The organism is Burkholderia sp. KL41, assembly GCF_057005415.2.
In genome coordinates this window covers 63,105-83,885 of the sequence record NZ_CM189268.1, presented here as the reverse complement: position 1 = coordinate 83,885, position 20,781 = coordinate 63,105, and the positions used below count along the sequence as shown (strand labels likewise).

General features: G+C 65.2%; 21 protein-coding genes. 4 read left to right on the top strand and 17 right to left on the bottom strand.

The genetic code is table 11. The features are described from left to right. Window positions 1–190: 190 nt before the first annotated feature. The gene (locus PQB87_RS34455) at window positions 191–1,276 is read left to right on the top strand and encodes a LacI family DNA-binding transcriptional regulator (RefSeq protein WP_111939570.1); all 1,086 of its coding nucleotides are present in this window, start codon (window positions 191–193) and stop codon (window positions 1,274–1,276) included. Window positions 1,277–1,313: 37 nt separating this feature from the next. Here PQB87_RS34455 and PQB87_RS34450 read toward each other — a convergent pair whose 3' ends face one another. The 3 genes from PQB87_RS34450 to PQB87_RS34440 form a co-directional block, all read right to left on the bottom strand. Beyond that, the gene (locus PQB87_RS34450; protein ID WP_489244788.1) at window positions 1,314–2,318 is read right to left on the bottom strand and encodes a lysozyme inhibitor LprI family protein; all 1,005 of its coding nucleotides are present in this window, start codon (window positions 2,316–2,318) and stop codon (window positions 1,314–1,316) included. A gap of 424 nt (window positions 2,319–2,742) precedes the next feature. Continuing rightward, window positions 2,743–3,900: a Fic family protein gene (locus tag PQB87_RS34445; RefSeq protein ID WP_233345724.1), complete on the bottom strand. Its 1,158-nt coding sequence runs from the start codon at window positions 3,898–3,900 to the stop codon at window positions 2,743–2,745. 94 nt (window positions 3,901–3,994) lie between these two features. Next, a complete protein-coding gene (locus tag PQB87_RS34440; RefSeq protein ID WP_059693646.1) occupies window positions 3,995–4,912 on the bottom strand; it encodes a LysR family transcriptional regulator in 918 nt (305 codons plus the stop codon). Between the two features lie 128 nt (window positions 4,913–5,040). Here PQB87_RS34440 and PQB87_RS34435 point away from each other — a divergent pair, with 128 nt between their 5' ends. Both PQB87_RS34435 and wrbA read left to right on the top strand, forming a co-directional pair. Further along, window positions 5,041–5,766, top strand: a complete 726-nt coding sequence (locus tag PQB87_RS34435) for a pirin family protein (protein ID WP_059693649.1) — start codon at window positions 5,041–5,043, stop codon at window positions 5,764–5,766. A 61-nt stretch (window positions 5,767–5,827) separates the two neighbouring features. Further along, a complete protein-coding gene (gene wrbA / locus PQB87_RS34430) occupies window positions 5,828–6,430 on the top strand; it encodes an NAD(P)H:quinone oxidoreductase (protein ID WP_489244787.1) in 603 nt (200 codons plus the stop codon). 84 nt (window positions 6,431–6,514) lie between these two features. Here the strand turns inward: wrbA and PQB87_RS34425 are convergent, their stop codons facing one another. The 14 genes from PQB87_RS34425 to PQB87_RS34360 form a co-directional block, all read right to left on the bottom strand. After that, window positions 6,515–6,820 (bottom strand): hypothetical protein, encoded by a 306-nt coding sequence (locus PQB87_RS34425; RefSeq protein ID WP_027792154.1) that lies wholly within the window; start codon window positions 6,818–6,820, stop codon window positions 6,515–6,517. Window positions 6,821–7,050: 230 nt separating this feature from the next. Next, window positions 7,051–7,785, bottom strand: coding sequence for an LrgB family protein (locus tag PQB87_RS34420; protein WP_048028849.1), 735 nt, complete (start codon window positions 7,783–7,785; stop codon window positions 7,051–7,053). Then, window positions 7,782–8,153, bottom strand: a complete 372-nt coding sequence (locus PQB87_RS34415) for a CidA/LrgA family protein (protein WP_027792156.1) — start codon at window positions 8,151–8,153, stop codon at window positions 7,782–7,784. The genes PQB87_RS34420 and PQB87_RS34415 overlap by 4 nt, the downstream gene beginning before the upstream one ends. A gap of 397 nt (window positions 8,154–8,550) precedes the next feature. After that, entirely contained in the window at window positions 8,551–9,585 is a 1,035-nt protein-coding gene (locus PQB87_RS34410; RefSeq protein WP_124535082.1) for an alpha/beta hydrolase, read from the bottom strand. Between the two features lie 57 nt (window positions 9,586–9,642). Continuing rightward, window positions 9,643–10,068: an organic hydroperoxide resistance protein gene (locus PQB87_RS34405; RefSeq protein ID WP_021160683.1), complete on the bottom strand. Its 426-nt coding sequence runs from the start codon at window positions 10,066–10,068 to the stop codon at window positions 9,643–9,645. A gap of 224 nt (window positions 10,069–10,292) precedes the next feature. Then, window positions 10,293–10,859: a TetR/AcrR family transcriptional regulator gene (locus PQB87_RS34400; protein WP_489244784.1), complete on the bottom strand. Its 567-nt coding sequence runs from the start codon at window positions 10,857–10,859 to the stop codon at window positions 10,293–10,295. 246 nt (window positions 10,860–11,105) lie between these two features. After that, window positions 11,106–11,831: an OmpW/AlkL family protein gene (locus PQB87_RS34395; RefSeq protein ID WP_111939577.1), complete on the bottom strand. Its 726-nt coding sequence runs from the start codon at window positions 11,829–11,831 to the stop codon at window positions 11,106–11,108. A 118-nt stretch (window positions 11,832–11,949) separates the two neighbouring features. Beyond that, window positions 11,950–12,996 carry an amidohydrolase family protein gene (locus PQB87_RS34390; protein WP_153491277.1) on the bottom strand — a complete coding sequence of 349 codons (1,047 nt, stop codon included), beginning with the start codon at window positions 12,994–12,996 and terminating at the stop codon, window positions 11,950–11,952. Window positions 12,997–13,046: 50 nt separating this feature from the next. Continuing rightward, on the bottom strand, window positions 13,047–14,126 hold the full coding sequence (dmpG, locus tag PQB87_RS34385; protein ID WP_489244783.1) for a 4-hydroxy-2-oxovalerate aldolase: 1,080 nt from the start codon (window positions 14,124–14,126) through the stop codon (window positions 13,047–13,049). Between the two features lie 11 nt (window positions 14,127–14,137). After that, window positions 14,138–15,085, bottom strand: a complete 948-nt coding sequence (locus PQB87_RS34380) for an acetaldehyde dehydrogenase (acetylating) (RefSeq protein WP_153491549.1) — start codon at window positions 15,083–15,085, stop codon at window positions 14,138–14,140. A gap of 11 nt (window positions 15,086–15,096) precedes the next feature. Beyond that, entirely contained in the window at window positions 15,097–15,891 is a 795-nt protein-coding gene (locus tag PQB87_RS34375) for a 2-keto-4-pentenoate hydratase (protein WP_489244781.1), read from the bottom strand. A gap of 24 nt (window positions 15,892–15,915) precedes the next feature. Continuing rightward, the gene (gene mhpA / locus PQB87_RS34370) at window positions 15,916–17,679 is read right to left on the bottom strand and encodes a bifunctional 3-(3-hydroxy-phenyl)propionate/3-hydroxycinnamic acid hydroxylase MhpA (RefSeq protein ID WP_489244780.1); all 1,764 of its coding nucleotides are present in this window, start codon (window positions 17,677–17,679) and stop codon (window positions 15,916–15,918) included. Next, the gene (locus tag PQB87_RS34365; RefSeq protein ID WP_228395764.1) at window positions 17,676–18,629 is read right to left on the bottom strand and encodes a VOC family protein; all 954 of its coding nucleotides are present in this window, start codon (window positions 18,627–18,629) and stop codon (window positions 17,676–17,678) included. Before PQB87_RS34365 ends, mhpA begins: the two co-directional genes overlap by 4 nt. 71 nt (window positions 18,630–18,700) lie before the next feature. Next, complete coding sequence (locus PQB87_RS34360) at window positions 18,701–19,489, bottom strand: alpha/beta fold hydrolase (protein ID WP_502291573.1); 789 nt, start codon at window positions 19,487–19,489, stop codon at window positions 18,701–18,703. A gap of 238 nt (window positions 19,490–19,727) precedes the next feature. Here PQB87_RS34360 and PQB87_RS34355 point away from each other — a divergent pair, with 238 nt between their 5' ends. Next, entirely contained in the window at window positions 19,728–20,432 is a 705-nt protein-coding gene (locus tag PQB87_RS34355; RefSeq protein ID WP_060157731.1) for a TetR/AcrR family transcriptional regulator, read from the top strand. Window positions 20,433–20,781: the final 349 nt, after the last annotated feature.

Sequence of the window (20,781 nt, the reverse complement as noted above, 5' to 3'; positions counted from 1 at the left end):
GTCGTCGATGAAAATCTCACGATATGGATAGAATATGTGTCTGACATAATGCGGAAGCACGCCAAGATAGCGCTTACATTCTCACAGGGTCGAGCGGGAATGCAAGCGGCGCCACCACGAATCGAGGGTAAACAATGACGCATTTGACAACGCGCGGCGCCGTCACTGCCGCCCCGCCGGGAGCCGGCCGATGAGCACGCCTCCGTCCCGTGCCGGCGCGCCCCGGGCGCGCCGCGGCAGCGGCCGCTCGGTGCTCGGCGACGTCGCGAAGCTGGCCGGCGTATCGACCGCGACCGTCTCGCGTGTGTACAACGATCCCGGCAAGGTGTCGGCCGACGTGCAGCAGCGCGTGCGCGACGCGGCGCGCGCGCTGAACTGGATTCCGAATGCGGCGGGCCGTGCGCTCGCGTCCACGCGCACCCACATCACGGGCGCGATCATTCCGACACTCGACGACCAGGTGTTCGCGTCGCAGGTCGCGGGCATGCAGACGGTCATGGCCGAGCACGGCATCACGCTGTTCCTCGGCTGCTCGAATTACGATCCCGCGCAGGCGCTGGCCCAGGTGCGCGCGATGCTGTCGCGCGGCGTGGAGGCCGTGTCGCTGGTCGGCGAAGCGTATCCGCCGGAACTGTTCGAACTCCTTGCGATGCACCGCGTGCCGTACGTCGTCACGTATGCGTATCGCGACGACAGCCCGCACTGCTGCATCGGCTTCGACAACCGCGCGGCATTCGCGCGGCTCACCACCCACCTGCTCGATCTCGGCCATCGCGATTTCGCGATCATCATGCAGCCGTCGGCCGACAACGACCGCGTACAGGCCCGCCTGCGCGGCATTCACGACACGCTCGCCGCGCGCGGGCTCGCGGTGCGCCCCGTCCATCAGCACGAGGGCGCGGCCACGATCGCCTTCGGGCGGGCGAGCCTGCGCGCGATCGTGAACAGCGACGCGGCGACGCGGCCGACAGCCGTGATCTGCGGGAACGACGCGCTCGCGCTGGGCGCGCTGCTCGAGGCGCAGGCGCTGGGCATCGACGTGCCCGCGCAATTGTCGATCACCGGGTTCGACGACGTCGCGCTCGCGCGCGAAATCCAGCCGCCGCTGACGACGATGTGGGTCGATACCGACGCGATCGGGCGCCAGGCCGCACTGGCCTTGCTCGACGCGCTCGAGAACGGCGCGACGGGGCCCGGTCATGCCGTCCTGCCCGAATTGCGTACGCGGGGATCGGCTGCGCCGCCGGCGCACGCGCGCGCAGCGGGAAAGAAATGAGGCCGCGCCGGGCGGCTTCGGCCGCCCGGCCCGCTCGTCACTGCATCACGTCGACCGGCAGCGTCTTGTCGAGATTGTCGTGCCACGCCTGGATCGTCTTCGGCACGGTTTTCTTCCACGCGGGCACGTTCGAGTAATAGCGCATCCGGACGTTGCTCTGCGCGTCGAACACGAGCAGCCCGATCCACAGATCGTTGCCGCGGCGCATCACGATCGCGGCGTTCGTCGTCGCGATGCCGCGCACCCAGTACGACGTCACGTGCGCGTTCAGCCCGTCGAGATCCTTTTCGTCGGTGCTGTAATTGGCGGTGTCGACGAGCGTCTGGTAATCGGCGCCGAGCAGTTTGTGCGCGGTCGCGTTCTGCGTCGAGTCGCCGACGACCTCGAGGCTCAGCAGGTCGGCCGCCGGCGCGGCCTGGAACTGCGACGCGGTCAAGTACTCGCCGCCGTAGAAGACACCCATGCCGGCCCCGCAATCGGAATCCGCGCCGTCTTGCGTGATGCCGACGCGTCCGCCCTTCCGTTCGAACTCGAGCCGGCACTTGTCCTTGCGGTAGGTGCCGACGTCGCCGTGCAGCACGATGTCGCCGTCGAGCCCGCCCGTATTCGCGCCATTGTTGCCGGCCAGCTCGAAATGCAGTCGCGGCGGCGTGCCGGTGAACGTCAGCACACCACCGAACGACGGGTTGGCGCTCTTCATGTACCACGTCTGCTGCCAGCGATCGGCGGCCAGCGGCCTGCCGTTCAGGCTCGCGAGCCGTTCGCGGTAGCGGTCGCCGAGGCACGATTCGTCGGCGCCGCACCGGTCGCGCTGCTTGAGCCACTTCAGCTGCGCGGCCTTCAGCGCGGCCGTGTCGCCGCCTTTCGCGAGCACCTGCTTCCACGCCGCCGCGAGGTCGCCGTCGAGCTTCGACAGCGCGGCATCCGCGCAGATCGTCTTCTCGGTTGACGAAGCAGCCTTCGCGCAGTCGAAGCCGGCCGCGTGCGCGGCGGCCGGCAACAGCATCAGCAGCGCGGCCGCCGCGACGGATCGCACGCGCATGTGCAATGCGCCGTCGGCGGAAATCGCGGTTTTCCCGCGAGCATTCGATCGGTTCTGGAGGGTCATCGGCTTGGATCGTCGCTGGATCGCGCGCCTGTAGAAGCTACCTGCACGCGGCATTCGAGGTAAAAACGCCCGGCCCGGCATGGGGTGCATGCCGTTGCTCGCCGAAGCCTAACCCGAATGCGCGACGCCGATCAATCGACGTTCGATGTCGGCGCAACCGTCGCGGCGGCCTCGCGGCATTGCACGATGCCGTCGCGCAATGCGGCTTCCACGGCGGCATCGACCGACAGGATCGATGCGCACGCAACGACCAGTCGAGCCCGCGGCTCGCGTGGTGCCCCTTGCACAGGCCGCGCAGCGTGATCGCGTTGTGGCGCCTGCCGGCCTTCCGGATCTGCGGGCCGATGCAATACAGCGGTCAGCCGTCGAACGGCACCAGCTCGTAACTCGTGCTCCGGCCGCCGGACGGCACCAGCTCGTAACTCGTGCTCCGGCCGCCGGACGACGAGCGTTGCAGCACGCCGCGCTCGACGAGTTCAGTGATGTCACGCAGCGCCGTATCCTGCGAGCACTTCGCGAGCGCCGCCCACTTGGTGCTCGTCAACTTCCCCTCGAAGCCGTCGAGCAGGCGATTCATGACCTTCGCCTGGCGTTCGTTCATCGCGACGCCGGCACATCGTTGCCAGAAGCGCGCCTTGACCAGCACGGCGTCGAGCGTCGCATGCGCGTGATCGATGGCCCGGCCGAGCGCGGTCAGGAACCACGCGAGCCATTCCGTGACATCGAGCGAACCGCGCTGCGTACGCTCCAGCACGTCGTAATACGCGTTGCGCTCGCGCTGGATTTGCGCCGACAGGCTATAGAAGCGTTGCGGACTGCGGTCGGCACGCGCCAGGACCAGATCCCCGAGCGCACGCGCGATGCGGCCGTTGCCGTCGTCGAACGGATGGAGCGTGACGAACCACAGGTGGGCCAGGCCGGCCCGGATCAGCAGGGGCTCGACCGGCACGGCATTGAGCCACGCGAGAAAACGCCCGGTTTCGTCGGCGAGGCGCGCGGCGGGCGGCGCCTCGAAATGCACGCGCTGCCGGCCGATCGGCCCGGACACGACCTGCATCGGCCCGGTCGCATCCGTGCGCCAGCCACCGACCGTGATCCGCGACATCCCCGAGTAGCCGGTCGGGAACAGCGCCGCATGCCACCCGAACAGGCGGACTTCGGTGACCGGCGCCGCCGCATGGGTGGTCGCGTCCAGCACCATGTCGACGACGCCCTCGACGTGGCGGTCGACCGGCGCCAGCGCGCCGATGTCGACCCCGAGCCGACGTGCGATCGACGACCGCACCGATGCCACGTTCAGGCTTTCGCCCTCGATCGCGCTGGTCTTGACGACGTCCTCCGTCAGCGCGGCCAGGCTGGCCTCGTCGCGCAGCGCCAGGCCGACGTCCGCCAGCCGCCCGGCCAGCATGCCTTGCGCACGGCTGACGTCGGCGAGTGGCGTGGCCAGTGCAGGCAGGTTGAAGCGCCATGCGGGCCAGTCGGCCGACGCCCAGATGAAGGTGTAATCTCCGCTCATGATGCGGAGATTATCCCACCGATTCACCGCACGGCTCAATATTCTCCGCAAATGATGCGGAGAATAAAGCCTCCATTCCCCGCAAACCGGCCCGCTACCGCGCCCGGCCCGCCCCGCCCTTCGCTGCGGGCGCAGCCTCCCCGAGCCGTTCCGCGAGAAACCCGATGAACGTGCGCAGCGTGACGAATCCTTCCCGATGCTGCGGGAACACCGCGTTGAGCGTGATCGGCGACGGCGCATACGCGTCGAGCACCGGCACGAGCGCGCCGCTGTCGAGCGCCGCGCCGACGATGAAGTGCGGCAGCAGCGCGATGCCGAGCCCCGCGATCGCCGCGTCGCGCACCACTTCGCCGTTGTTCGCGACGAGCGGCCCCTGCACGTCGAACGTGCGCGCCGCGCCGTCGACGCGGAATTCCCAGCCGATGCGCCGCTCGCGCCCGTACAGCAGGCACGTGTGGCCGGCGAGATCCACCGGCGTCTGCGGCGTGCCCTGCCGCTTCAGATAGGCGGGGCTCGCGCACGCGACCATCCGCCACGCGCCGAGCGGGCGGGCGATCAACGTCGAATCCTCGAGCGAGCCGATCCGCAGCACGAGATCGAAGCCCTCGCCGATCAGGTCGACGCGCCGGTCGGTCAGGTCGAGGTTCAGCCGCACAGCCGGGTGCGCGGACAGGAATTCGGCGATCAGCGGCGACACGTGCGTGATCCCGAACGACAGCGGCGCGCTGATTTTGAGCGACCCGTGCAACTCGGTGCTGCGCACCGACATCGCCTGCTCGGCGTCGGCGATTTCCGCGAGGATCCGCTGCGCGCGCGCATAGAACTCCTGCCCCGATTCGGTCACCGCGAGGTTGCGCGTGTTCCGGTGCAACAGCCGCACGCCGAGCGACGCCTCTAGCGCCATCGTGCGCCGGCTGACGAACTGCTTGGACAGCATCAGTTGATCGGCCGCCGCCGTGAAGCTGCCCGCATCGACCGTCGCGACGAAGATCCTCAGGTCGTTGATTTCCATATTGTCCACTCCATAGCGACAGTCATTATCTCTACAGCCATTTATTTGTCAAATCGATTGACCTAAGATTCACCTCAACGAACGGCCGGTCCCACTTCCGAGGTCCGGCGTCTTGAGGAACAAAAATCATGATCGAAATCCGTGCAGCAAACCAACGTGGCCGTGCGGAGCATGGCTGGCTCAGCTCCCGTCATTCGTTTTCGTTCGCGAATTACTACGATCCGAAGCAAGTCGGCTTCTCCGACCTGCTGGTGATCAATGACGACCGCGTCGCGCCGGGCCGCGGCTTCGGCACGCACCCGCACCGCGACATGGAGATCCTGTCGTACGTGCTCGACGGCGCGCTGGAACACAAGGACTCGATGGGCACCGGCTCGGTGATCGTGCCGGGCGACGTGCAGCTGATGAGCGCGGGCACGGGCGTGCGCCACAGCGAGTTCAACCACTCGCCGGAACTGCCGGTCCACTTCCTGCAGATCTGGGTGGGGCCGGCCGAGAAGGGTGCCGAGCCGCGCTATCAGCAGACGAATGTCACCGCAGACGACAAGCGCGGCAAGCTCGCCCTCGTCGTATCGCCGGACGGCGACGCCGGTTCGCTGAAGATCCGGCAGGACACGCGGATTTACGCGGGCTTGTTCGACGGCGCCGAACGCGCGACGCTGGAACTGGCGCCGGACCGCTTTGCGTACGTGCACGTGGCACGCGGCAGCGTGTCGGTCAACGGCGTGACGCTCGGCGAAGGCGACGGCGTGCGCATCCGCGACGAACGGACGCTGACGTTCGCCGACGGGAAGGATGCCGAAGTGCTGGTGTTTGACCTGCGTCCGGTCGAAGTAACGGCCGAGTGGGCATAAAGCCCGTTCGGGAAACCGGGCCCCGCTGAACGCGGGGCCCTTTTAATCGGAGATTCGCAACATGGCCAAGGTACTCGTTCTTTATTACTCGTCCTACGGGCACGTCGAAACGATGGCGCAGCACATCGCGGAAGGCGCGAAATCGGTGCCCAGCGTCGAGGTCACGCTCAAGCGCGTGCCGGAAACGATTCCCGTCGACCAGGCCCGGGCGATCGGCGTGAAGGTCGACCAGGCTGCGCCGGTCGCGACCGTGGACGAACTCCCCGGCTACGATGCGATCATCTTCGGCACGCCGACCCGCTTCGGCAACATGGCCGGCCAGATGCGCACGTTCCTCGACCAGACCGGCGGCCTGTGGATGAAGGGCGCGCTCGTCGGCAAGATCGGCAGCGTGTTCGCGTCGACCGGCACGCAGCACGGCGGCCAGGAAACGACGATCACGTCGTTCCACACGACGCTCCTGCACCACGGGATGGTGATCGTGGGCGTGCCGTATGCGTGCAGCGGCCTCGTCAACATGAACGAAATCACCGGCGGCACGCCGTACGGTGCCACCACACTCGCGGGCGCGGACGGCAGCCGCCAGCCGAGCGCGAACGAGCTCGACATCGCGCGCTATCAAGGCAAGCACGTCGCGGAACTTGCCAGCAAGCTCGCGTCGTAACAGGCCGCCTTCGCGGCCCCGCACACGCGCACACGGCGCCGGTCGACCCGGCGCCGTGTGCGCTGTGCCCAGGCCCGGCCGTTGTTACTGGCCCGACGCCGGAGCGGCGGGCGCCGCCTTCGTCGCGGGCGCCTTCTGCGCGGCGTTCTGCGGGTAGTTGCTCTGGTCGTTGGTCAGCCGGTAGCCGCTGCCCGTGCCGATCGCCTTCAGGTCCGACGCGTGACGCGCCCGGGCGGCCTTGCGGGCCGCCTTCTTCTGCGCCTTGTCGATCTGCTTCTGCGTCGGCGCGGACGCCGGATCCTGCGCATATGCCGCCGGCGCGGCTGCCAACAGCAGACCGAACGACGCCGTTACTGCCACTGCCACCGAAACCACGCGAGACTTCTTCATGGCCGGACCTCCTTGTCGATTGTTGATTGTGGATAGAACACCGGCGCGCACACGACCGCTTGCGACAACGGCGCCGATGCAACGTTAGCCGAACAGTATGTACTTGTCCTTGTGCGTTCCTGAATTCTCCCGATAACGGCAACGATACGTGGGCACCGCGTACGCCGTCGTTCCGGCGCGTCGCCCGCGCCATCAGGGAAACCGATAACCCGGCCTGGCCCGGCCGGCGCTCAGATCCAGCGCGACAGCACCGGCAGCAGGACCGGCACGACGAAGGCGGTGAGCACGCCGTTCAATCCCATCCCGAGCCCGGCGAACGCGCCGGCCTCCTCGCTGACCTGGAACGCGCGCGCGGTGCCGATCCCGTGCGACGCGACGCCGAGCGCGAACCCGCGCACGGCCGGTTCGTCGACGCGCAGTGCGTTGAGGATCCCGCGCGCGCACACGGCCCCGAAGATCCCGGTCGAGATCACGAGCACCGCGGTGAGCGACGGAATCCCGCCGATTTCCGCCGCAACGGCCATCGCGATCGGCGTCGTCGCCGATTTCGGCGCGAGCGACGCGATCGTCTGGTGCGAGGCCCCGAACAGCGCCGCGATGCCGACCGCCGACACGATCGCGGTCAGCGAGCCCGCGAGCAGGCCGACCAGCAGCGGCACCGCGGCGCGGCGCAGCTTCGACCACTGGCGGTACAGCGGCAGCGCGAGCGCGACGGTCGCGGGGCCAAGCAGGAAGTGGACGAACTGCGCGCCTTCGAAATACGTCGGGTACGGCGTGTGCGTGATCGTCAGCAGCACGACGATCAGCGCGACCGCGATCAGCACCGGGTTTGCGAGCGGGTTGAAGCGCGCCCGCGCATAGACGGCCTGCGCGAACAGATACGCGATCAGCGTGATGGTCAGGCCCAGCAGCGGGCTCGCGGCGAGATAGACCCAGATCGCGCCGAGTTTCGGGAAGGCCGTCATTGCGTGCCCTCCACCGCATCGCCCGCGCGCCGCTGGCGCCGCAGCAGTGCACGCGTGACGAGCGCCGTCACGGCGATCGCGAGCGTGGTGCTGACGGCCAGCGCGACGACGACCGCGAGCGCATCGCCGCGCACGCGGTCGGCCGACACCATGATGCCGACGCCGGCCGGCACGAACAGCAGCGACAGGTGGCGCAACAGCTCGAGCGCGGTCGGCTCGATCGTGTCGGCCACCTGCGGGCGCAGCATCACGAAGCCGAACAGCAGCAGCATGCCGATCACGGGGCCCGGCACCGGCAGGCCGAACAGGTAGGACACGCCCTCCCCGAGACACTGGAAGGTCAGCAAGACCGCGAACGCCTGCAGCATGAAACGCTTCTCCCGAACGAGGCCGCGCTGTCGTACGGCCGCGCGACCGATGGCCGGCGGCTTGCGGCGCCAGCGTGGACGATACGCGCGATCGTACCAACAATGCCCGCGGCGCGGGGCCTCGCGGGCGCCGGAGCCAACGATGCGGGCGGTCACGGGCGCGCCGTGAAGCACCACGCGAAGCCGACGATGCGGCGCGATTCGCGACGGAGCTCGAGTTGCCGAACCGGGACGAAAAATCGCGGGCGATGGGGGCGTGCGGGGCGTGCGGGTTGCAGGCCGACACATTCGCCCGGTTCACGCGCCGCACGCAACAAAGGCGGGCATGCGCCCGCCTCGTCGTCATGCGCACTCGCGCTGCCCCGCCTCACGGGCAGCGCGAGTGCGAACCCGTCGCTTACTTCAGTCGCGTCGCGAGTTCATTCGCCATCGCCTTCGTCGCGGCCTTCGTCGGCGCGTCGCCGGCCAGCGCGTTCAGCAAACCGAAATCATGGATCGTGCCGTCGTAGCGCGTGGTCGTCGCATCGACGCCGGCCGCGTCGAGCTTGCGGCCGTACGCTTCGCCCTCGTCACGCAGCACGTCGAACTGCGCGACCTGGATCAGCGCGGGCGGCAGGCCCTTCAACTGCGCGGTGCTTGCGCGCAGCGGCGACGCGTAGATCTCGTTGCGTTGCGCTTCGTTCTTCGTATAGGCATCCCAGAACCACTTCATCATCGGCCGCGTCAGGAAGTGCCCTTGCTGATACGCGTTGTACGAACCCGTGTTGAAGTTGTGGTCCGTGACCGGCCACATCAGCCCCTGGAAGCGGATCGCGGGGCCACCCTTGTCCTTCGCCATCAGCGCCACCACGGCCGCCATGTTCCCGCCGACGCTGTTGCCGACCACCGCGAGGCGGCTGCCGTCGACGCCGATCTCCGCGCCGTGCGCGGCCACCCACTTCGTCGCCGCATACGCCTGGTTGATCGCGACCGGGTAATGCGCTTCCGGCGACGGCGTGTAGTTCACGAACACCGCGACGGCCCCCGATTGCACGACGAGATCGCGAACGAGGCGTTCATGCGTCGGAAAATCGCCGAGCACCCAGCCGCCGCCGTGGATGAACACGAACACCGGCAGCGTGCCCGTCGCGCCTTGCGGGCGGACGATCGTGACCGGTACGGACAGGCCGTCCTGTTCGATCGTGCGGTTCGACACGTCGATCCCCGACAGGTCGACCTTCGTGCCGTTCTGCGCGTCGACCAGCACCTGGCGCGCCTTCGCGGGGCTCAGCGTTTCGAGGCCCGGGCCCTTCTGGCCGTTCAGCGCGGCGAGGAAAGTGCTCGTCGCCGTATCGGGACGGACGGTATCGGCACCGGCGGCGAATGCGGTGGTCGAGGCGGACAGTACTGCGGCGACGGCGGCAGCGATCAGCAGCGGCTTGACGATCTTCATGATGGTGTTCCTTGGCTTCAGGCGTAAATGACGATGGATGATTCGCAGTGCGACCGATCAGGCAAGCGTGAGCGTGACGTCGATGTTGCCGCGCGTCGCGTTCGAATACGGGCACACGAGGTGCGCGCGGTCGATCAGCGTTTGCGCGATGTCGCGATCGAGGCCCGGCAGCGAGATCGTCAGTTCGACTTCGATGCCGAAGCCGTTCGGGATCGCGCCGATGCCGACGCTGCCTTCGATGGAAGCGTCCGCGGGCATCGCGATCTTGTCGCGGGCCGCGACGAACTTCATCGCGCCGATGAAGCACGCGCTGTAGCCGGCGGCGAACAGTTGCTCGGGGTTCGCGCCTGCGCCGCCCGCGCCGCCGAGCTCGCGCGGCGTGGTCAGTTTCAGGTCGAGGTTGCTCTCGGGCACCGTGGCACGGCCGTCACGGCCGCCGGTGGCTTTTGCATGGGCGCGGTACAGCACTTTTTCGATCGACATGACAGACTCCTTTTCAGCAAATGAATGAAACAGCCTTCGAACCGGGGACCGCGTGCCGACAGCCTTGCTGCCCGCATCGCGCCTGTTTATCTACTCATAGATAGATAAACATCCCCAAAAAATGCAGATGATCGAGCCATCTGCGCCAGAACTCTATCTACCTATAGATAGACAGTGAGATTCAATAAAAAGGCGGCGAACCGCCTCACTGCATGCGCGCTCCGTCAGGACCGCTTTTTCCAGACGGCCTCGACATCTTCGAGGCGCGCCCGCGTGTGAAACAGCCGGCTGGCCAGCACACTGCCCTGGAACGCCGCGTACAACGTGCGCGCGGCCGTCTCGGGCTCGCCGCTGAACTGCAGCGTGCCTTCCCGCGCGCCCTGCTTCAACAATTCCGCCAGCCAGCCCTCATTGGCCTTGAAGAACGCCTGCACCGCCTGCCGCACATTCTCCGGCAACGTTTCGATGTCGGCCGCGAGCATCCCGCACAGGCAGATCAGGTTGCCGTCGCCGAGCGTGCGGCCGAACATCTTCGTGTACAGGCTCAGCTTCACGTCGGCCGGTAACGCCGGATCGATCGCCCGCACGGCCGCGAGGACTTCGTCGCTATACGCCGCCACCGCTTCCAGCACGAGGTCGTCCTTCGACGGGAAGTAGTAGTGGATGCTCGACGTCTTCACGCCCACCAGATCGGACAAGTCCCGATAGCTGAAGCCGTTGTAACCGCGCTGCATCATCAGCGTGATCGCATGGTCGAGAATCTGTTCGCGGACGGTCGGTTTCGTTTCCATGGATCGAACTTTATCTACTCATAGATAGATAGTCAAGGGTTTTATTTGGGGCGCGATGAAATGGTGTGCAAGCCGTGGCTCGACTGTCGAAATGCGCGGAACGCCGTGCCGGGGCTATTCAACCGACGCCCGGTATTTCGCTTGATGAGTCCGCGGGCACCGCGAACCGGCCACGGCCGGACGTCACACTTGAATCCGCGCCCAAGTGAACAGAGCGCGGATGACCGGCGCCTGCGTCGCTTCCGATCAGAAACGGTAGCCTATCGACGCAAAGGTCAGGATTGGATTGACCTTCAACCGTGACGTGCTTGTTACGGTGCCGACCGGCGAGCGAGTCGTGAGTGTCGCCTTCGTGGATAGCCACGCATACGCGACCGAAGCGCCAATGGACCAGTGGGAATCGATATTGTAGGTCAGGCCTGCATTGAGAATCGGGGCAAAGGACTTGCTCAGCGAGACCGATGTCGGCCCTTCGAGGCGCGCGCCAACGGAGGGCGAGTAGAGAAACTTGCCGGAAGCAACCGGGTTGCTCAAATCGATGCCATTGAACCAGACATAAGAAATCCCCGCCCCCACATACGGCCGCAAACGTGCCGACGGCTCGCCGAAATGGTACTGCGCGATGATCGCCGGGCTCCAGGCTCGCGCCGTTCCCAACTCCCCCAGCCCGGCAAGCGTCCCCGTACCGGTGAGACGGAGCTTCGGTGGAACGCCCAGTATCGTCTCCAACGCAATATGGTCGGTCACGAAGTAGGTCGCCGTGAGCGCAACCGTATCGGCATCCGAGATGCTCGCCCCGCTTCCGGCCATCGTGTTCGACCGACCGAGGGCATTGACCGTCAACGGTTCGCTGGAATCCTGAGGTGCCATATGCAACCACCCCGCGTTAATCATCAGTTGTCCTGCAGATTGTGCGTAAACGGAAGAAACGAGTGATACCGACAAGAGTATTGCTGCGCTCGTATGCTTCATATGGCCTCCAGAGGTTGTTATAAAGGTATTTCCAGTGATGCAGGATTCGTCATTCGGGACCTGACGAGGAGTCCGCCAGGTCCCGAATATTCCGTCGCAAAACGAATCGGAATATTGGTCAACGATTTCTAAGTCGGCTGATCACCCGCACGCTCGTCACAGCAGCAACCCGCTTCAGGGATGTCAACGGATCGGCACGATTCGTGGGTACGCTGACGGGCAAGCCCCCCAGGCGGGGAAACAGCCGTTGCGCATTACCCGATTCGATCAGCGCGCGCGCATCGGCATCCCAAACATTCGAATGCTCCAGCGTGTTGCATTGCATGCCTGTCAATGGTGCAGGCGCGAACGGGAAATCGCTGCCGAACAGCACCTGGGACGGATCGACCAATTCGCGCAGCGCCGCTTGTGGAAAGTCGGCCGGGGAGAGCGCAGTGTCGAAGTGAAATCTTCGGATATAGGTCAGCATGCCTGCCGGCATGCTGGATACGAACTCGGGAAGAAGATTGGCGAGCGACAGGCGCCACGCGACATACGGAACGAAGCCGCCCGCATGCGCCAGAATCCAGCGGATATTGGGATAGCGCTCCATCGTGCCGGTCAGGACGAGATTCAACGCCGCACGCGTCGTGTCGCACAGGAACTCGATCAGAAAGCCCGGGGCGATCAACCCGATCTCTTCGCTTGACCGATGCAGGTTCGGATGCACGAATACAACCGCCTTCCGCCTGTCCAGCTCGGCCATCAGCTCGTCGAATTCCGGCGAACCCAGAAAGCGCCCCTCGGTACTCCCTAGCAGGACGATACCGTCTGCTCCGAGTACATCGAGAGCATGAATCGCCTCGCTGCATGCCCGATCGGTAAACGGCATGGGCAAGACCGCAAATGACCCGAAACGATCGGGATGTCGCTGACGCAGTTCGGCCGCGTGCTCGTTGCATTCTCGTGCAAGCGAACACGCTTCATCGAGATTGCCGAAATACACGCCCGGCGCCGAGATCGACAGCAACGCAACTTGAATGGCATTGGCGTCCATCACCGCCAGCGATTCTTTCTCGGTCCAGCCAGGGAGCTCGGCACCCGCAACCTTTGTCAGGCCTCGCCTGGACATGGCGGCCCGATATGCGGGTGGAACAAAGTGATGATGAACGTCGATACGGCTCACCCTATTCTCCAATTCTATATAATATATAGTCCGAACTAAATGAAAGAATCTCACCCGCTTTGTCGAGCGGAATGGACACCTGCCCCCTGGATCGAGGAAGCCGACGCGCCGTGTACAGTCCCGGACGCGCTCAGGAGGTCCAGGGCGACGTCGACGATCATGTCCTCCTGTCCGCCGACCATGCCGCGCCGACCCAGCTCCACGAGAATGTCCATGGTCTTGAGCCCGTACTTCGCGGCGGCCTGTTCCGCGTGACGCAGGAAGCTCGAATACACGCCGGCGTAACCCAACGCGAGGGTCTCGCGGTCGACCCGCACCGGGCGATCCTGGAGCGGGCGCACGATGTCGTCGGCCGCGTCCATCAGGCGGTAGAGGTCTGTACCATGCCGCCAGCCAAGGCGATCGGCTGCCGCGACGAACACCTCGAGCGGTGCGTTGCCGGCGCCTGCTCCCATGCCTGCAAGACTGGCGTCGATCCGGTCGCAGCCCTCTTCAACCGCGACGATCGAATTCGCGACACCCAGGCTCAAGTTGTGATGCGCATGGATCCCCGTCTGGGTTTCAGGCTTCAGCGTGTCCTTGAATGCCCGCATCCGGTCGCGGATGTCGTTCATGTTCATCGCGCCGCCCGAATCCACCACGTAGCAGCAGGTGGCGCCGTAGCGCTCCATCAACCTTGCCTGCTCCGCCAGCGCTCGAGGCATCTGCATGTGGCTCATCATCAGGAAACCCACTACGTCCATCCCGAGTTCCCGCGCGTACTCGATGTGCTGGCGTGAAATATCGGCTTCGGTACAGTGGGTCGCAACGCGAACGATCCGCGCACCGGCGTCGTACGCGGCCCTCAGATCATGGACGGTGCCGACCCCTGGCAGCAGCAGCGTCGCGACCCTCGCGTGCGTGACGACACCGGCCACGGCCTCGATCCACTCGACGTCCGTATGCGCGCCGAATCCGTAATTGAAGCTGCTGCCTTGCAACCCGTCGCCATGCGCGACTTCGATCGAATCGACCCCGGCTGCATCGAGTGCCGCGGCAATCTCTCGCACTTGCGCGAGGCTGTACTGATGGCGGATCGCATGACTACCGTCGCGCAGCGTTACGTCGGAGATATGGAGCTTCTTGTCCATCGGATAGGCACTCACTGTTGATTGGCTCCGAGGCGGGCCGCGATCCGTTCTGCCGCGGCCTTGGCTGCGCTCGTCATGATGTCGAGGTTGCCTGCATAAGACGGCAGGTAGTGCGCAGCCCCTTCGACTTCGAGAAGGATCGAGGTCTTGAGGCCGACCATTCGCTCGCCGACACCCGGGATCCGGATCGGCCGCCCGGCCTCGATACGATCGAACTGAACACGTTGTTTCAGTCGATACCCGGGCACATACGACTGGACGGCTTCCACCATCCCGGCGACCGATGCCTCGATCTCGCGTTCATCGGCGAAGTCGCTCAGCGTGTACACCGTATCGCGCATCATCAGCGGCGGCTCGGCGGGATTGAGCACAATGATCGCCTTCCCCTTCGCTGCACCGCCGACCGCTTCGATCGCCCGTGATGTCGTCTCGGTAAATTCATCGATGCTGGCGCGGGTGCCGGGTCCGGCACTCCTGCTCGCGATGGACGCGACGATCTCGCCGTAGTGCACTTTCGCGACCCGCGATACCGCCGCGACCATCGGGATCGTCGCCTGTCCGCCGCACGTGACCATGTTCACGTTCGGCGCATCGAGATGCGCGTCGAGGTTCACCACCGGCACACAATACGGGCCGATTGCGGCCGGCGTCAGGTCCACGACGCGAATGCCGGGCTTGACGGTGCGCAGGAACGCATCGTTCTGTGTATGCGCCGCGGCAGACGTCGCATCGAACACGATGTCGATCTCGTCGAACACGGGCATGCGGGCCAGCCCCTCGACGCCTTCATGCGTCGTCGCGACGCCCAGGCGCGCCGCGCGCTGCAACCCGTCCGACGCCGCATCGATTCCCACCATGGTGCCCATCTCGAGATGTTCGCCGTGGCGCAGGATCTTGATCATCAGGTCGGTACCGATATTCCCGCTGCCGATAATGGCGACTTTCCGTTTGGTGCTCATCGAGCTCGCCCTCATCCGATAAGGCAACTGACGCTGCCGAGCGCACCGATCTGCGCGTGAATCGTGTCTCCGGCACCCACCGGCACCATCGGACCCAGCGCACCCGACAGGATCACGTCGCCCTCACGCAACATCTGTCCGCGTCGCGCCATCATGCAGGCCAGCCAGTACACGGCCCGCAACGGATGGCCGAGGCACGCGGCACCCGTTCCGGTCGATACGGTCTTGCCGTCGCGCGTCATCGACATGCCCAGTTCCCCGATGGAAATTCCACCGAGCGACACCGGTTGATTGCCGAGAACGTAGAGGCCGCAGGATGCGTTGTCGGACACCGTATCCTCGAGCGCGATGCGCCAGTCGGAGATCGCGCTGTCGACGATCTCGAGCGCCGGCAGCGCACAGGCCAGCGCCGACAGGACCTGTCCATAGCTCGGCGCTTCATCGGCCATGTCGCGTCCGACGACGAACGCCACTTCCGCCTCGATCTTCGGCTGCATCAGGCGGCTCAGGGGCACCTCATCGCCATCGAGATATTCCATGTCGTCGAACAGCACGCCGAAATCGGGCTGGTCGACGCGCAACTGCTGCTGGACGGCAACCGACGTCAGGCCGATCTTCTTGCCGACGATGCGCCGGCCGTCCGCGATCCGGGCCGCGGTGTTGAGTTCCGAAACGGCATACGCCGCGTCGAGACCTGCAATGCCGAACCGCGTGGCAATCGGGTCGATCGGCGTGCGTGATTCACGTGCGTCGCGTAATGCTTTCGCAGCGGCCTGAACGGCTGCCGGGTCGAATGAATGAGACATGGCGGAAGAAAGTGAAATCGTGGGTCAGGCCGCTTGCGCGACGGCCCGTGCCGTCTTTGACATGCGGGCGAATCCATCGCCTGCGCCGGCTCCGAATCCGAGCCGCTCCCGCAGTTGGCGAATGGTCCTGTCGAGCTCGCCGACGGGAACGACGGCGAAGGCGAAGCGGTCGGGTCTCAGTACCGCAACGGCCTGCGTCTTGAACCCCGCCTTGTTGAACCACGCGATCATCTCGCCACCGATATCCTCGACTTCGGCGACCTCGATCACGTTGTCCCGATTGACGCCTTCGAGCCCTTGCGGGCGGCCGCCATACGCGTACATCGTCACGCTGCGTACCGACAGTGCGCCGAGCATTGCCCGCGACACATCGTCGATGCAGCGGGAGGGATCGACGTTCAATCCGATCAGCGAAAAGCCGTGTCCGAGCAGGTCGTCCAGTTTCTTCCGGTCACCGTTGAAAAGACGCACCTCGGGTTGTGGAATCAGCGCGCCCTCCGGGCCGCGTCGGCGACGGCGCGGCAAACCCAGGTACGCATTCTTGCGATAGACGGGCATCGGCTTGAATCCGCCCCCTTCGAGCCAGCGTCTGAGCGGCGGTATGGCCCGGATAATGCCGAGGGACGTGTCCCGCACCAGCGTGGCGGACAAGCTGCGCGCCGATACGACGTTCTTGAGCAGGACGGACGTGTCGATCATCGCCTTCGCGTGTGCATGCCGTTCCGACTGGTACGTGTCCAGCAGCGCGTCGGCCGCGAGGCCGCGCAAGACGAGATCGAGCTTCCAGCCGAGGTTGTACGCGTCGCGCACGCCGGAACTCGCACCCTGCCCCATGAACTGCGGCGTCATGTGAGCGGCATCGCCGCCGAGCAGCACGCGTCCGACCCGCCACTTCGACGCAATCAGCGCGTTGAACGTATAGACGAGCTTGCGCTTGATCACGAACTGATCCGGGTCGACGAACAGCGACAGATACTTCCGGACCGTCTCCGGCCGCTCCATGTTTTCCTTCGTTTCGCCAGGCATCAACATGAATTCGAACCGGTGGAATTTCCCGGGTTGAACGCAGCTCACGACCGGCAGCTTCGGGTCGACGACGAAGTTGAAGTACGGCAGGTGACGCAACGCGTCCGTTCCGGGCTTGCGTTCGAGGTCCACGACGAGCCACGGCTCGGGGAAGCTCTTGCCCGACATCTCGATCCCGAGCTTCGTGCGAACGACGCTCCGGCCACCGTCGGCGCCGACCAGATAGCGCGCCCGCAGGGTTCCGATATCGGGATCGCCTGCCACGCACGCGCGCGCGTCGTGACTGTCGCTGAACCGCGCTTCGCGCGTCGCCTGGTGCGTGACGCTCACGCCGTCGGCGTCCTGAGCGAAGTCAACGACTTCGCGGCCCCGTCGCACGTCGACGTTCGGATAACGTGCGAGCGTCTCGGCCAGCGTCGTTTCCAGGTACGGCTGATAAAAGAAGTTGATCACGGGCCAGCCGAACGGACGCTTGCGCGGCATGTATTGTGTGATCGGCGTGCCGTCGCGCCGCACGAGCTGGACGGGCGTCTCCATCATCATCCGCGACTGGATCTCGTCGGCCACGTCGAGATGCTGGAAAATCCGCATGCACTCGTCGTCGGTGTATACCGCTCGCGCGTTACCGTAAAACACGGGTTCGCGCTCCAGCACGACGACGTGGTGGCCGGCCTGGCCGAGCATGTGCGCGAGGACGAGGCCGGTCGGCCCCAATCCGACGATCGCGACATCGCACGCATCATTCGGATGCGCTCCGTTCATGAACGTTCTCCTTGTACAGAAAATTCCGGACGCGTCAGCGATGCAAGCGCGCGACGCACGCGCCCCAACCGCACGCCAAGGCTCAAGTTTTCCGGACGATGGCCCCATAGACTGATGCCTCGATAAATCGCCGGACGCCACGTTTGCTCATCGACCACGATCGGGTTCCAGCCAAGCTCAATCTCGAAGCCCGACGGCGTCTGAACGTAGAAGGAGAGTTCGCGATCATTGGGATGCTGGCCGATTGCATTCGCGATCGGATAGCCCATCGCACGACACCTGAGGTAGGCTTGCGTCACGTCGTCGAGGGATGCGCATTGAAGATTCATGTGGTGAATCTGCGTGCGCAGCGGATTCAGGCGGATCCCACGTGTCGATGCAGTCGCGAACGAATGATGTCGTTCGTTGAATCGGAGAAACGCGAAGTCAAGATTCAGACCTTGCATCCTGTCTTCGATTTCGTCGGAAAGGCGCGCATCGAACACGTCTTTCCAGAACTGCTGCATCACCTCCGGTTGTCGGGTCGTGACAGCCACATGCCCCATCCCCGACGCGCCTGTCACAAAGCCCGTCGCACTCATGCGCAGCGGAAGTTCGCTGATGACCGGTTCCGTGAACAATTCCGTGCGCAGTTTCTTCGGCCCGGCGAAGAACCAGAATCGCTTCACGCCGCGCAAGGCCGCTTCTTCCTTGCTCCCCTCCTCTACACGCACCCCGCGAGCCGAGATTCGTGCGACGGCAAGCTCGAGCGCCTCGCGGTCGTCGAGCTGCCATCCGATGGCAATGACATCTTCGGCCGTGCCGGCACGGATGATCAAACGCCGGTCGTGCGAGTCGATGCGGCATGCGACCACCCGCGGATCGGGCGTATCGACGTGCAGCCCCAGGCCTTCCGACGCGAATTTCGTCCACTCGCGCAGCCGGGCCGATTCGGCCAGCAGGTAGCCCATCCGGACACGGCCGAACAAGCTGCTTGTGGGTGACCGCGCGCTAACGATTGTCGGCATGACATCCCCCTCGATCAGCGGGCCGCGACGACGCGTGCTGCCGCATCGCCCTGCGCAAGGAAGGCCAGCACGGCGGCATTGAATTCGTTCGACCGCTCCCACTGCACCCAGTGTCCGGTATTGCTGAACAGATAGACATCGCAGTTCGGCATGCGCTTCTGGAGCGCGTACGCGCCGCTGGCCCGGTTGACCTTGTCATCCACGCCCCACAACACGAGCGTCGGATTGCGCACGGATGCCAGTCGCGCATCCCGCGTGAAGTCGATATGGCTGAACTTCGGAATGCCCTTGGGGCCCAGCAAAGGCGGGCTCGCGACGACGGCCGGATCGATGCTGGCGCGAAAGCGTTCCTCGATCATCGATTGCGGCACGAGACTGCCGTCGAACACGAGATCGCCGCGAATAAACGTCGTGAGCTTCTCGAGGCTCGGGCCATCGTCCTTGTAATAGTTCAGCAACCGCTTGAGGCCGGACGTGGGAACCTGACGCGTCGTATTGACGCCGCCGGGGCCCATCAACACGAGCCGGCCCACCGCTTGAGGGCACTCCAGCGCCATGCGAAGCGCACAGGCTCCGCCGAGCGAATTCCCGATGGCATGCGCATTCGGGATACCGAGCGCGTCCAGCATGCCGAGCATGCTTTCCGCGAGATCTCCAAATGGATCGTTGCGGTCGACACCTTTCGTGGACTGGCCGAACCCGGGCATGTCGGGCACCAGCACCCGGAAATGGCGCGCGAGCGCGTCGATGTTCCGCGCGTAGTTCGAGAGGCCCGATGCGCCCGGCCCACCGCCATGCAGCATCAATACGGCGGGCCCTTCGCCAGCTTCCGATAGAAAAACGTGCCGCGCGCCGACCTTGACGGTGCGTTGGCGCATTGCGTGCGTGATGGGGCGGGTGTCCATGGCGTCGACTGCTCCTGATTTCGCTAGATTCGCTAGATGCGATCCATTGTAATGAGATTAATGTCATTATGACAATACTCTCGTTTTTACCTAGCGTCCGGTCGGGCAGCCGTCGGCCGCACCGTATAATCGGCACATGAGTGAATCCACGACCATTGATCATCGGACCCGTGTTGCCGCGCAGCGCCGCGAACGGATGCGCGCGCGGCTGATCGAAAGCGCGATGCTCGTTTTTGCCGAGAAAGGGATTGGCGCCAGCGTCATCCAGGACGTCATTGCGGCAGCCGATGTGTCACAAGGCACCTTCTACAACTACTTCCGTACCAATGAGGAACTGCTCGAGGCAGTGACGCAGGAACTCAACGACGAGTTGCTGCGCCTGATCGAAACGGTCGTGGGCGCGTACGAAGATCCGGCGCGTAGAATTGCGTGCGGCGTACGGATGTTCCTGTATGCCGCACGCGCTTATCCGCTGCTTGCGCGCTTCATTTCGGCAGCTGGCGTACACGCCGTCGGCCCGAGCAGCCTGATCTACGTGTACCTACCGGTCCATATCCAGCAAGGCCTGGCGACCGGCCGGTTTCAGGGCGTGACGGTCGATCTGGCGCTCGACATGATTGCCGGGACCGCCCTCACGACGATTCATCGACTCGCCGAACAAGGTGCGGTGGCCGAGTCGCCCGAACAGATCGTTGCCGCGATTCTGCGCGGCCTGGGTGTCGATGGAGAAGAAGCGCAGCAACTCGTGCTCGACGAACTGACACTGGTCATGCCGCCTGAAACGTCCCTGCTGGAGCGCGGGCGTGTGCGTGCGGCGAAGCAACCCGACGCCCGGCCGTGATCGCCCGCCTCGCGGCACGCCATCAGGCGGAGCAGCCGATCGAGGCAACGCCAGCTGGCGAGCATGAACACATTGCCCGAGTTCGACGCGATCATTTCGTGCAGACGGATTGTTCGTATCAAACAGCGTCACCAACCCTGCCATCCATACGCCACCATTCGCGGACGCCCATTGCTTCGCGCATCCGTGGCGTTCCCCGTTCGCCCGGACGGATCCACCAGCCCGTCGTACGCAGCCTGAATCGAACCGAGAGCGGCTGGACCTGACGCAAACGACGGCAGGCAACCCCGATGAACCGCCGCAATCATCCATCTCAGCGTGAGCCCGCGGACCGGCCTGCCATCGCGTA